This window comes from Chryseotalea sp. WA131a, assembly GCA_025370075.1.
Lineage (GTDB): Bacteria > Bacteroidota > Bacteroidia > Cytophagales > Cyclobacteriaceae > ELB16-189.
This window is the reverse complement of sequence record CP073016.1, coordinates 2,220,677-2,234,476: the sequence shown is the minus strand read 5'-3', so window position 1 is coordinate 2,234,476 and position 13,800 is coordinate 2,220,677. Positions and strand designations below refer to the sequence as shown.

Below are 13,800 nucleotides of genomic sequence, written 5' to 3'. Positions count from 1 at the left end.
AACAAAAAGTTTATGCCAGCTGCGGGTGCGGTGCGGTTATTCGGTTTGTTTTTCTTAATTTAGCTCGGCCACGTGCGACAGGGACGCGCTCCGAAAACCGCAGCCGTCACAAACTTAGCCGTTATGCGCAAGCCCCGCGAACGCGCAGGATTTTGAAACCGCAAAATGAAATTCATCCCGCGCCTTTGCTTATTTCTTTTGCAGCTTTTCAAATTGGTTCAGCATTGCGTGGGGACGGTGACGCGGTCGACAATTTCTTCACTGCGCCACGCTTCACCGCTCCGGGACAGGGACGCAGGCGCACCCGCCACGTTGGACGGTTTTTCGTCCCCTGAACAGTTTCTGGGGCTGTTCGCATAACAAAAAGTTTATGCCAGCTGCGGGGTCGTTGCGGTTATTCGGTTTGTTTTTCTTAATTTAGCCCTGCCACGTGCGACAGGGACGCGCTCCGAAGACCGCAGCCGTCACAAACTTAGCCGTTATAAACAATGCCGCTGGACAGAGGAGAAGTGATGAAGAACATTGGCACATTTGCTTGCCGCTCGACTCCCAGCACGCAACCAAAGCAAGCAAAAGAGCCAATTTAGTCTAACGTTCAAAAATTATATCTTTGACAAACGACAAGTGAAAAATTTAACTAAAAGGACTGATGTCAAAGACGGACGTAAACAAATTTTTTAACCTAATAGGGAAAGGAAAGACCGAGGAAGATATTAAGAACGCTTACGCCAAGTACTTCGGGCTGACTTATGACACCTCAGACAGACACGACCTTTACACCCCAAGAGTTCTATTTGAGTTCAAATTCGACAAGAACTTCAATAACCTAAAAGCTCGTTCGACAGTTTTAGCACAAGTGCTATATTACGTAAGGAGACTAAAATTTGGAGGATTCACGGACAAGCCGATACCGCCAATATTATGTTTGTCAGACCAAAATGAATCCATATTGACAGAGACTATTTTATGGAAAGAGTTCTACGATGACCCAAATGAAAAGTATGATTGGGACTTAGCTCCAAGTATTCCGGACAAGCAACTCGTCAAAGATATTTCAGACACTAAAGCAGCAAAGGAGCTTCATGTTTATAAAGTTTCGACAACGGACGAGTTTAAAGTGTTTTCAGAATTATTAATCAAGAAATTATCTGAACAATTAGACATAGGACTGCAAGACAAGAAAGTAATTTCTGAATCAAATTTTGAAGAAGTATATGATTATTGGAACCGCATTTTAGGTGACTCAGTAAGAAACGGCTTTAAAACAAGCCGCTATTTCGTAAGCGACATTCAAGAGAATAATACAACTTATTTAAAAGAACAGAGCAAAGCATTTTTTAGAATTGGAGCAACAGGAGAAATAAAAGAAAAGAAAATCTTATCAAAAGATTACGAACACTTTTGGGGTCTATACGAAAAAGTCTCAAACACAGACACACTTAGAGCAATACTTGCAAAAATTGACCGCCTAACTGACGAAGAGATGAGGCGATTTCATGGCGAGTTCTATACACCTGTTCGTTTTGCGAAAAAAGCACTTGACTACATAGAGAGAACAATCGATAAACAATGGTGGAAAAATGGAAATTATAGACTTTGGGACATGGCGGCAGGGACAGGAAATCTTGAGTATAATTTACCGCAAGAAGCATTACAGTATTGTTACTTATCAACTCTTTACAAAGAAGACAAAGACCATTTAGATAAATTATTTCCTGATGCGAATGTTTTCCAATACGACTACTTAAATGATGACATTAATAATCTTTTCGCTGACACTTCTTTAAATTTCAACTTTCAATGGCTACTTCCCGAGAAATTAAGAAATGAATTAGCTGACCCAAATATCAAATGGATAATCTTAATTAATCCTCCATTCGCGACTTCACAGAAAGCGGGTACAAGTGGTGGAAGTAAAAAAGATGTTAGTGACACTGTGTTGAGAAAGCTCATGCACAAGAATAACTTAGGCGAAGTATCAAGAGAGCTATTCGCTCAATTTATTTATCGTATAAAACATGAATTTCAAAATAAAACTTGTCATTTAGGTTTGTTTTCTACTTTAAAGTATGTCAATGCAAATAATGACCAAAAACTAAGAGACAATATTTTTCAGTTCCAATTTGAATCAGGCTTTGTATTTTCATCTGCAAATTTTGATGGGACAAAAAAGAACAATGCTTTTCCCATTGGTTTCCTGTTATGGAATTTATCGGTCACTAAAAAATTAGAAAAACAGAAAATTGTCCTTGATGTTTTCAATGAGAGCGTAGAAAAAATTGGAACAAAGAGAATAACATCGGAACACCGCGACTCATTTTTAAGCAAATGGATAGATAGACCCGAGGCAAATATCAAATTTCCGCCCTTGGGTTCAGCGGTAGAGGTAAAAGCTGACAATAAGGACAGAAGAGATAGAGTTGCAAAAGGCTTTTTAGCATCTCTAATGTGCAAAGGGAATGATTTTCAGAATCAAAACTTTACTGCTTTGCTTTCGGGGCCCTATGTTAGCGCAGGTGCATTATCCGTAACCGCTGAGAATTTTGAAAAGGCAATGGTCGTTCACGCAGCGAGAAGAATCCCAAAGGCGACTTGGCTAAATGACCGCGACCAATACATGCAGCCACAAGGCGAATTGTCAGAGGAATTTATTTCTGACTGTACTGTTTGGAATCTATTTAGCAACAGCAACCAAACCGCAGCACTTAAAGACGTTAAGTATGACGGACAGACTTATCAAATTCACAATCAATTATTCCCGTTTTTAGTAAGTGATGTTAAAAAATGGACTATATCAGACCCTGACATAAAAATGACTTTGGTTTCAGCCAGGGACACATTTTTAGCAAAATGGCTTGAATCAAAAAAATTATCGGCCGAAGCAAAGCAATTATTAAAAAAGGGAGGAGAGATTTATAAACTGTACTTTTCAAACTTAGCACAAATACCGACTAACCATTTCAAAATCGAAACTTGGGACGCAGGATGGTGGCAAATAAAGCAATCTTTGACAGAGGTACACCTTTGCAAACAGGAACTTACCGACCTAAAAACTTTACATAACGAACTTAAAGACAAAATATTTAACAAGTTAATTGAATACGAAATTATTGACGGTTGACCACTTTGTCGCAGAAGATAGGTGTGAAACCACACCAATGCCAAAGCCGCTCAAAAGCCAGCGCACATCCAAAGCTTTGGCATCCGTGTGGTTTATTAAACGTGGGACAAAGCGGCACTGTTTATAACAAAATGTTTCTTCAATGGTGCGGTGACGTGTTACTCAAAGTGTTATCTTCGTTCTACGTTTTGGTGTCGGGGACAGGACGCGGCTTCGGAAGCGCACCACTGAAGAAACACAAACGTTAGGCGCAATTTAGAATGGACGACTGGAGAACACTAAAAAATAAAATCTATTTCGAGGACGGCTCCTTGCGGGACATTTATGTCTTCGGGACAGACATTCATGATTGGAGAAAGTGGGCGGATTTAATGAATGAAAAATATAAGGTAGAGTTCTATGACGCCAAGACTGAATTAACGAAAGACAAAATTGATTTCGGAACAGTTGAAGAGTGTTGGACTCAAAAAGACAGAGAGTGGATCACTGCAACAATAAAACTTGGGGCCGTCAATATTAGATGTCATTTTTTCATCGACTCTGAAATTGAAAACGACATAGATCCAAGAGAATTGAAATCCTTGGACGACCACTCAAACGTTCTTAAATATCTTCGAGACATTTCAGTAACGTTGGACAAGGACGTTTTCGTGACGACTGAGAACACCGAGGACGATAAATTAATAAGTGTAAGAGAGAATGAGGTGATCCTCAACTGCGCCTAACAATATATTTGCGCCAGGCGGGGTTGACGTGTAGTTCAAAGTTTTGTTATCTTTATTCCGTTCGGTGTCGGGGACAGGACGTAGTTTCAAACTCCCGCCCGATCGCAAATATTAACGTTATGCGCAAGCCCCGCGGACGCGCAGGATTTTGAGACCGCAAAACAAAATTCATCCCGCGCCTTTGCTTATAGGTTTTGCAGCTTTTCAAATTGGTTAAGCATTGCGTGGGGACGGTGACGCGGTCGACAATTTCTTCACCGCGCCACGCCTCACCGCTCCGGGACAGGGACGTAGGCGCACCCGCCACGTTGGACGGTTTTTCGGCCCCTGAACAGTTTCTGGGGCTGTTCGCATAACAAAAAGTTTATGCCAGCTGCGGGGTTGGTGCGGTTATTCGGTTTGTTTTACGTAATTTAGCTCTGCCACGTGCGACAGGGACGAGCTCCGAGAACCGCAGCCGTCACAAACTTGGCCGTTATGCGAAAGCCCCGCGAACGCGCAGGATTTTGAAACCGCAAAATGAAATTCATCCCGCGCCTTTGCTTATTTCTTTTGCAGCTTTTCAAATTGGTTCAGCATTGCGTGGGGACGGTGACGCGGTCGGCAATTTCTTCACCGCGCCACGCTTCACCGCTCCGGGACAGGTACGTAGGCGCACCCGCCACGTTGGACGGTTTTTCGGCCCCTGAACAGTTTCTGGGGCTGTTCGCATAACAAAAAGTTTATGCCAGCTGCGGGTGCGGTGCGGTTATTCGGTTTGTTTTTCTTAATTTAGCTCTGCCACGTGCGACAGGGACGCGCTCCGAAAACCGCAGCCGTCACAAACTTAGCCGTTATGCGCAAGCCCCGCGGACGCGCAGGATTTTGAGACCGCAAAACAAAATTCATCCCGCGCCTTTGCTTATTGGTTTTGCAGCTTTTCAAATTGGTTCAGCATTGCGTGGGGACGGTGACGCGGTCGGCAATTTCTTCACCGCGCCACGCTTCACCGCTCCGGGACAGGTACGTAGGCGCACCCGCCACGTTGGACGTTTTTTCGGCCCCTGAAAAGTTTCTGGGGCTGTTCGCATAACAAAAAGTTTATGCCAGCTGCGGGTGCGGTGCGGTTATTCGGTTTGTTTTTCTTAATTTAGCTCTGCCACGTGCGACAGGGACGCGCTCCGAAATCCGCAGCCGTCACAAACTTAGCCGTTATGCGCAAGCCCCGCGGACGCGCAGGATTTTGAGACCGCAAAACAAAATTCATCCCGCGCCTTTGCTTATTGGTTTTGCAGCTTTTCAAATTGGTTCAGCATTGCGTGGGGACGGTGACGCGGTCGACAATTTCTTCACCGCGCCACGCTTCACCGCTCCGGGACAGGGACGCAGGCGCACCCGCCACGTTGGACGGTTTTTCGGCCCCTGAACAGTTTCTGGGGCTGTTCGCATAACAAAAAGTTTATGCCAGCTGCGGGTGCGGTGCGGTTATTCGGTTTGTTTTTCTTAATTTAGCTCGGCCACGTGCGACAGGGACGCGCTCCGAAAACCGCAGCCGTCACAAACTTGACCGTTATGCGCAAGCCCCGCGAACGCGCAGGATTTTGAAACCGCAAAGCAAAATTCATCCCGCGCCTTTACTTATTTCTGTTGCAGCTTTTCAAAATTATTTCACCATTGCGTGGGGACGGTGACGCGGTCGACAATTTCGTCACCGCGCCACGCCTCACCGCTCCGGGACAGGGACGTATGCACACCCGCCACGTTGGACGGTTTTTCGGCCCACTGAACAGTTTCTGGGGCTGTTCGCATAACAAAAAGTTTATGCCAGCTGCGGGTGCGGTGTGGTTATTCGGTTTGTTTTTCTTAATTTCGCTCTGCCACGTGCGACAGGGACGCGCTCCGAAGACCGCAGCCGTCACAAACTTAGCCGTTATGCGCAAGCCCCGCGAACGCGCAGGATTTTGAAACCGCAAAACAAAATTCATCCCGCGCCTTTGCTTATTGGTTTTGCAGCTTTTCAAATTGGTTCAGCATTGCGTGGGGACGGTGACGCGGTCGACAATTTCTTCACCGTGCCACGCTTCACCGCTCCAGGACAGGGACGCAGGCGCACCCGCCACGTTGGACGTTTTTTCGGCCCCTGAACAGTTTCTGGGGCTGTTCGCATAACAAAAAGTTTATGCCAGCTGCGGGTGCGGTGCGGTTATTCGGTTTGTTTTTCTTAATTTAGCTCTGCCACGTGCGACAGGGACGCGCTCCAAAAACCGCAGCCGTCACAAACTTGGCCGTTGGTGGCCATTTTGATTAAGATTTCAACATGACGACAAAAACTCTGACTTTCATTTTTGTTTCGATTTCACTACATGCATTTGGACAGAGAATCGAATATACTTTTACGACACCAAATGACACGACAAAAAATTATTATGTTACTGTATTCCCTGCCGACAAAATAAAAGGCTCAATAATATTGCTCCCCGGTTTTGGAGAATTACCAAAGCAAACCCTCATAGAATGGGACTTTCATAAGCACGCAGCAAAGGCGGGTTACTTGACAATTATTCCTGCACTTGGGGACTGGTCATTCTTCTACATGGACGATTTTTCCCACGAAAGACTCAAACAGTTCATAGACGAAGTTTTCAAAAAATATAATCTGAACGAAAACTCATTCTTTATTGGCGGAGCTTCATTAGGTGGGACAATGGCGTTACAGTATGCACAGAGAGCATTGACCGACAAATCAACTCTTAAAAAACCAGTTGCAGTTTTTGCGCTGGACCCGCCACTAGACATAGAAAGACTCTACAATTGCATGACGACTACAAATCGCCCGACAAAGAATCCCATTTCAGTTCAAGAGGACAACTACGTAACCAACAGAATAGAACAAGAATTCAAAACAAACCCGAAAGCAAATCCTCAATTCTTTTGGACAGTTTCCCCATTTGCCCAAAGTGACATAGAACACAGGACTTTAAAAACACTGTTGACAATTCCAATTCGGATTTACAACGAACCAGACATTAACTGGTACATAGAAAACAGAAACATTGATTTTTACTGTATCAACTCGCTGGACAGTTCAGCAATGATAAATTGGCTAAGATATTGGGGAAATAAAAGAGCAGAATTAGTGATAACGAGCGGCAAGGGATATAGAATTAGCAGTAAGAAAAGACATCCACACTCGTGGACAATTGCGGACGGAAAAGAATTGACCGACTGGATAATCAAAACGACAAAAAATTAAAAGAAAGAGATAGTGAAAACGGCCACCAACAGTATGTTTGCGCAATGGTGGGGTGACGTGTAAGCTATAAGTGTTATCTTCGTTCAACGTTTTGTGTCGGGGACAGGATGCGGCTTCGAAAGCCCACCACTGCGCAAACACAAACGTTATGCGCAAGCCCCGCGAACGCGCAGGATTTTGAGACGGCAAAATGAAATTCATCCCGCACCTTTGCTTACTTGTTTTGCAGCTTTTCAAATTGGTTCAGCATTGCGTGGGGACGGTGACGCGGTCGACAATTTCTTCACCGCGCCACGCTTCACCGCTCCGGGACAGGTACGTAGGCGCACCCGCCACGTTGGACGGTTTTTCGGCTCCTGAAAAGTTTCTGGGGCTGTTCGCATAACAAAAAGTTTATGCCAGCTGCGGGGTCGTTGCGGTTATTCGGTTTGTTTTTCTTAATTTAGCTCTGCCACGTGCGACAGGGACGCGCTCCGAAGACCGCAGCCGTCACAAACTTAGCCGTTGTGGGCAAGCTGGCGAGACAACTTCGACAAATAATGAGTAACGAACAAATAAACGAACTCGCAGACAACTTGGACTCTGGACTAAGGTGTTTTGTTCACAAAGAGAAAAAAACAATTGTGACAACTCCTGATACACTAAACAATCCCGACAGCGACTCGGAATGGTGGGACGAGGCAAATGAAGAGATCGAAAACAATTTTGACAGTTATGTAGAAATTGAAAAAATGGAAAGCCATGAATCATTTCGAGTAATGGTAGACTTTATTAACACGGTCGACAATTTAGTGCTGCGAGACAAACTTGAAGAGGCCTTGAGACGACCAAAGCCATTTGCGAACTTCAAATTTGCCACTGATAATTCTGGACTCTACCGACAAAAATGGTTTGACTTCAAAAAACTTCAATTGATTGAATGGGTAAAGGGACAGTTAATAATAAACGAACTGTGAATAGCCTGCCCACAACAAAAGCTTATTGCAAGCGGGCAGGACAATGCGTCATTGCAGTTTGTAGTTCTTTATTTATCTTTATCACGTTGGACAGGACGAAGGTTTTAATTGCCCGCCAGCAATAAGCTAACCGTTATGCGCAAGCCCCGCGAACGCGCAGGATTTTGAAACCGCAAAGCAAAATTCATCCCGCGCCTTTACTTATTTCTGTTGCAGCTTTTCAAAATTATTTCACCATTGCGTGGGGACGGTGACGCGGTCGACAATTTCGTCACCGCGCCACGCCTCACCGCTCCGGGACAGGGACGTATGCACACCCGCCACGTTGGACGGTTTTTCGGCCCACTGAACAGTTTCTGGGGCTGTTCGCATAACAAAAAGTTTATGCCAGCTGCGGGTGCGGTGTGGTTATTCGGTTTGTTTTTCTTAATTTCGCTCTGCCACGTGCGACAGGGACGCGCTCCGAAGACCGCAGCCGTCACAAACTTAGCCGTTATGCGCAAGCCCCGCGAACGCGCAGGATCTTGAGACCGCAAAACAAAATTCATCCCGCGCCTTTGCTTATTTCTTTTGCAGCTTTTCAAATTGGTTCACCATTGCGTGGGGACGGTGACGCGGTCGACAATTTCTTCACCGCGCCACGCCTCACCGCTCCGGGACAGGGACGTAGGCGCACCCGCCACGTTGGACGGTTTTTCGGCCCCTGAACAGTTTCTGGGGCTGTTCGCATAACAAAAAGTTTATGCCAGCTGCGGGGTTGGTGCGGTTATTCGGTTTGTTTTACGTAATTTAGCTCTGCCACGTGCGACAGGGACGAGCTCCGAGAACCGCAGCCGTCACAAACTAGGCCGTTAGGGCGCATGGCGGACGGTTGGTCAAATAGCCGAATGACAATGCTCGTTGACAAATCGTAGCAGGTGACGGTTCTTCAATCCGTGGACAAGACGCAGGAGGATTAGGTAAAGGCTGGTTAAAGGAATTAGAACACTCGAATATAAATCCCGTTGACAATTTATCTTCGCCAGCGGACGAGACGCACTTTACGAATTTAAAAAAAAGAATAAGTGCAAATTCTTATTTTTCAGATAGCTCGTGGAGAAATCGCAACGACCTTCAAGTCCTTCAATCCGTGGACAAGGTTTAATTAGGACGTAATTTGAACGTGACGCATTTTGCTGAACGTTGGCAAAAAAAATCCACCGAGCTTCAAACTGAACAGACATCAGGAAAGCCACACGCCCTAACAAAATGCAGGCGCAACAGTGTGGTGACGTGCTTGCAAATTTGTTTGCATTTCATATCTTCGCTTCTGCTTGCGGAGAGAGATGTGGTTTCAAAATCACACTGCTGCGGCCTGCACAGCCGTTGTGTGCCATTTGTGCGGACTATGAAAAATCTTTCACATACTTTAATCTTTTCGCTTGTGATTCTATTATTCGCGTGCGGACAGGTTAGCGACAAAGGTGATGTTCAGCGACAAAAATCGATGAAGGTCGACACAGTGATTTTTAACGGTGACTCGATTTTTAACGAAATGGGCTTTATCGTTAGGCTCATTTCATTTGACAGCCTTTTGGACAAAGAACATAACTCGTTTCTAGACTTTGGAAAAAGAACTAAAGACGGACTTGAAAAGAATTATCGTGACACCCTTTACTCTAAGGTTGGAAAGATTGATTTTGCTGACTACAATAATGATAAGATCAAAGACATACTTGTACAAAATATTTCAGACGTCAGAAGCAATTGGACTTATAATTTATATTTGACAGACATTAAAAACAGGACTCTGAAAAAAGTTAAAGGATTTGAAGAGATCAAGAACCCAAAACTTAATCAGGACCTAGGAATAATTGAAAGTCGCGTTAACTCTGGGACAAATTACATTGAGTTCTATCGACTCTTAAACAATGACTCGATTTACAAATACGACATTTTAGTTTACGACAGCATGGACGGTGCGAGTGAAAAGAGCTACAAACAGGCACTTGAAAAAATGAGGAGAAAATAAAACGGCACACAACAATATATTTGCGCCAGGCGGGGTTGACGTGTATTTCAAAGTTTTGTTATCTTTATTGCGCTTTGTGTCTGGGGACAAGACGTAGTTTCAAATTCCCGCCCGATCGCAAATATTCACGTTATGCGCAAGCCCCGCGAACGCGCAGGATTTTGAATCTGCAAAACAAAATTCATCCCGCGCCTTTGCTTACTTGTTTTGCAGCTTTTCAAATTGGTTCACCATTGCGTGGGGACGGTGACGCGGTCGACAATTTCTTCACCACGCCACGCTTCACCGCTCCGGGACAGGGACGCAGGCGCACCCGGCACGTTGGACGGTTTTTCGGCCCCTAAAAAGTTTCTGGGGCTGTTCGCATAACAAAAAGTTTATGCCAGCTGCGGGTCGGTGCGGTTATTCGGTTTGTTTTTCTTAATTTAGCTCTGCCACGTGCGACAGGGACGCGCTCCGAAAACCGCAGCCGTCACAAACTTGGCCGTTGTGCGTTATTTTGCCTTGACAATGTAGACTTATGAAGAACTTACTGACAATAGTTTTAATCTTCTCCACGCTGACAACGTTTGGACAACCAAAAAGAATTGAATACAAGCCGACAGTTTATTACAGAAACTTCTCTCACAAGACTGCTCCAGTGTTGAGAGTTACACCCGGTGACACGTTAGTAAGTGAGACAGTTGATGCAGTAGGGTTTGACAAGACTGGTACAAGCGTTACTGAAAGAGGAAACCCGCAGACAGGACCGTTTTACATTGAAGGCGCAATGCCAGGGGACGTTTTGGCAATTACCTTGACAAGGGTTGAATTAAACCGTGACTACGCTACGACTCTTGAACAATTTGTTAAAAGGAGTCTCCCGTTTGAAGTAATTAAACCCGTTTTTGCACGAAATGCAAGATTAGTAAAGTGGACACTGGATAAGGAAGCGGGATACGCTTACCCACAAATTACGCATGAACATCTTACCAATTTCAAAGTTCCACTCACACCGTTTATGGGTTGTGTTGCAGTTGCTGCACCGTTAAAAGACAAAGAGCCAGAGACATACTTTACAGGACAATTTGGTGGCAATATGGATTTCTACAAAGTTGCACAAGGGGTGACAATTTATTTACCAGTATTTCATGAAGGCGCTCTTTTGTATATCGGTGACGCACACGCTGTTCAAGGAGACGGTGAAATAACAGGTGACGCACTTGAAACATCTATGGACTTCTCGCTTGTGACTAAGGTTATCAAATCGACTGAATTGAAATTAGATTTTCCGAGGCTCGAGGACAGCGAACACATTATGGCAATGGCGACACACGACACATTAGAAGAAGCATTGAAATTGGCGACACTTGGACTGCTTGAATGGGTGCAAAAGGACTACAGTCTTGCACTCAACGAGGCAACACAAGTATTGGGGACTTCTATTGAATACAGAATCCCGACTTTAGCTGGACCGAAGGTTGCAATAGTAGCTATGTTAAAAAAGGACAGGCTGAAAGGGCTGACGAAATAGATTCGAGCAGGCAAAACAACGCACAACAGCATGTTTCTGCAATGGTGCCGTGATGAGTTGCATTTAAGTTATATCTTCGATCAACGTTTGGTTTCATGGGACAGGACACGGCTTCGAAAAGGCACCACTGCAGAAACACAAACGTTATGCCTCATTTTTTAAGACATTCAGACTAACACATGAAGGACTTCTTTAAGAACTTAAAAAGAGAAAGCGTAAACCAAAAACTTTTGGACTATGGACTTTTTTCAGAGAAGTTGACTTCAATATTTACAAGCCGACCGTTTGGTAAATGGGTGAGAAAGACAGGAATTAATATTTACAAAGCCAGATCATTCTCGACTGTAAAATATCACCTCACAAGGAACAACAATGCACCACGCATTATTGAGATACCTCACCCAATAGCTTACTATAGATTATGCGAACAAATCAGGGAAAACTGGACTGAGATAATTGAAAAAATAGGGGAAATTGATGACTATGCTGAAAGAAGTATGGTGATACCAAAATCTAATAATCTTAATAAGAGACTTGTTTCAATGATGTCCTATGACAAGCGGGACGATGAGAAATTCTTAATCCTTGATAAATCAGCGGGAAAAAAATATTTGGTTCATGCTGACATTGCAAATTGTTACCCTAGTATTTATTCTCATTCTATCTCATGGGCGTTAGTTGGACACCAAGAATCAAAGGACAATACGGACGACAAAGATAAATGGTATAACAAATTGGATTTTGCTGTAAGGTCAATGCAGCGCAACGAAACTGTTGGAATAGCTATTGGTCCAGATACATCGAGTTTAATCTCGGAACTTATTTTGTCACGAGTGGACAAGGAACTGGAGCAATACAAATACATTAGATTTATAGACGACTACAGATGCTATTGTAAATCACAGGAAGAGGCGGATGAATTTATTAGAAGGTTAAGTAAGGAATTAGAAAAATATCACCTAAGACTGAACCCAAAAAAAACGAAAGTAATTGAACTCCCAACACCAATTGATGCTGATTGGGTTAGAAGTCTTCGAGAATATTCTTCAAAATTTCTGGTGAAGAAGAAATTTACAAGTAAGGACATCAATACACTTAGTGAGTTTTGTGATTTATCAATTAGACTTTCCAAGGAACATCCGGGAGATTCTCCATTAAGGTATGCGGTGAAGATTTTAGCATCTAAAAAATTTGCGGATGAAAAATCCCTGACCTTCGTCCTTATGTATTTATCAAGGATTTGTTTCATACATCCATACTTTATTGACGTATTAGACGACCTAATAGAGACGAATGAAAAGAAAGTTAAGGATGATGTATTTGAAATTTTAAAGAAAGAAATCAATTCGCTAACAAAAGAACATATAAAGTACTCAAGATCGGATGTCGCCCTCTGGGGACTGGCAATTTCTCATAAATATAATATCGAGCTTACCGACTTTGAAGAATATTCAAATCAGTTAATACTTGACAGAGATTGCCTGCCGACTTTGATGTGTTACAGATACGCAACGAAGAATAGCTTAGAGACCAAGAAGTATTTTGACCTAGTTGAACAACTAATGAAGGAGAAACTTGAAGACGATTGGTGGTTGTATATCTACGAATTGTATAAAGAAAGGCCGACAAAGCCACAGTTGAAAAAGATAATGTACAAGGACTTTTACGAAAGCCTGAGAAAGGACAAAATAAGTTTCGTGAAATAAAAACGAGGCATAACAATAGCTTGCGGCAAGCGGGCGGGACTGTGCGTCATTGAAGTTTGTAGTTCTTTATTTATCTTTATCATGTGGGACAGGGCGAAGGTTTTTATTTGCCCGCCTGCCACAAGCCAAACGTTATGCGCAAGCCCCGCGGACGCGCAGGATTTTGAGACCGCAAAACAAAATTCATCCCGCGCCTTTGCTTATTTGTTTTGCAGCTTTTCAAATTGGTTCACCATTGCGTGGGGACGGTGACGCGGTCGACAATTTCTTCACCGCGCCACGCTTCACCGCTCCGGGACAGGGACGCAGGCGCACCCGCCACGTTGGACGGTTTTTCGGCCCCTGAACAGTTTCTGGGGCTGTTCGCATAACAAAAAGTTTATGCCAGCTGCGGGGTCGTTGTGGTTATTCGGTTTGTTTTTCTTAATTTAGCTCTGCCACGTGCGACAGGGACGCGCTCCGAAGACCGCAGCCGTCACAAACTTAGCCGTTAGGGGCGATTTGGGAATTAAGATCGTTCTTGAAAATGTGCAGGT

General features: G+C 44.0%; 7 protein-coding genes. All 7 read left to right on the top strand.

Translation table 11 applies throughout. The features are described from left to right. Window positions 1-649: 649 nt before the first annotated feature. The 7 genes from KA713_10015 (at window position 650) to KA713_09985 (ending at window position 13,264) form a co-directional block, all read left to right on the top strand. A complete protein-coding gene (locus KA713_10015) occupies window positions 650-3,121 on the top strand; it encodes a hypothetical protein (GenBank protein ID UXE68882.1) in 2,472 nt (823 codons plus the stop codon). A gap of 260 nt (window positions 3,122-3,381) precedes the next feature. Next, window positions 3,382-3,846: a hypothetical protein gene (locus KA713_10010; protein UXE68881.1), complete on the top strand. Its 465-nt coding sequence runs from the start codon at window positions 3,382-3,384 to the stop codon at window positions 3,844-3,846. Window positions 3,847-6,142: 2,296 nt separating this feature from the next. Beyond that, window positions 6,143-7,078, top strand: coding sequence for a hypothetical protein (locus KA713_10005; protein ID UXE68880.1), 936 nt, complete (start codon window positions 6,143-6,145; stop codon window positions 7,076-7,078). Between the two features lie 539 nt (window positions 7,079-7,617). Continuing rightward, window positions 7,618-8,034 carry a hypothetical protein gene (locus tag KA713_10000; protein UXE68879.1) on the top strand — a complete coding sequence of 139 codons (417 nt, stop codon included), beginning with the start codon at window positions 7,618-7,620 and terminating at the stop codon, window positions 8,032-8,034. A gap of 1,423 nt (window positions 8,035-9,457) precedes the next feature. Beyond that, entirely contained in the window at window positions 9,458-10,045 is a 588-nt protein-coding gene (locus KA713_09995) for a hypothetical protein (protein ID UXE68878.1), read from the top strand. 520 nt (window positions 10,046-10,565) lie between these two features. After that, complete coding sequence (locus tag KA713_09990; GenBank protein UXE68877.1) at window positions 10,566-11,558, top strand: acetamidase/formamidase family protein; 993 nt, start codon at window positions 10,566-10,568, stop codon at window positions 11,556-11,558. Window positions 11,559-11,737: 179 nt separating this feature from the next. Continuing rightward, the gene (locus KA713_09985) at window positions 11,738-13,264 is read left to right on the top strand and encodes an RNA-directed DNA polymerase (GenBank protein UXE68876.1); all 1,527 of its coding nucleotides are present in this window, start codon (window positions 11,738-11,740) and stop codon (window positions 13,262-13,264) included. Window positions 13,265-13,800: the final 536 nt, after the last annotated feature.

Excerpts from the sequence above, each read along its gene's own strand:
- KA713_10015 (UXE68882.1), top strand. The coding sequence starts at position 650 with ATGTCAAAGACGGACGTAAACAAATTTTTTAACCTAATAGGGAAAGGA.
- KA713_10010 (UXE68881.1), top strand. The coding sequence starts at position 3,382 with ATGGACGACTGGAGAACACTAAAAAATAAAATCTATTTCGAGGACGGC.
- KA713_09990 (UXE68877.1), top strand. The coding sequence starts at position 10,566 with ATGAAGAACTTACTGACAATAGTTTTAATCTTCTCCACGCTGACAACG.
- KA713_09985 (UXE68876.1), top strand. The coding sequence starts at position 11,738 with ATGAAGGACTTCTTTAAGAACTTAAAAAGAGAAAGCGTAAACCAAAAA.
- KA713_10000 (UXE68879.1), top strand. The coding sequence starts at position 7,618 with ATGAGTAACGAACAAATAAACGAACTCGCAGACAACTTGGACTCTGGA.
- KA713_10005 (UXE68880.1), top strand. The coding sequence starts at position 6,143 with ATGACGACAAAAACTCTGACTTTCATTTTTGTTTCGATTTCACTACAT.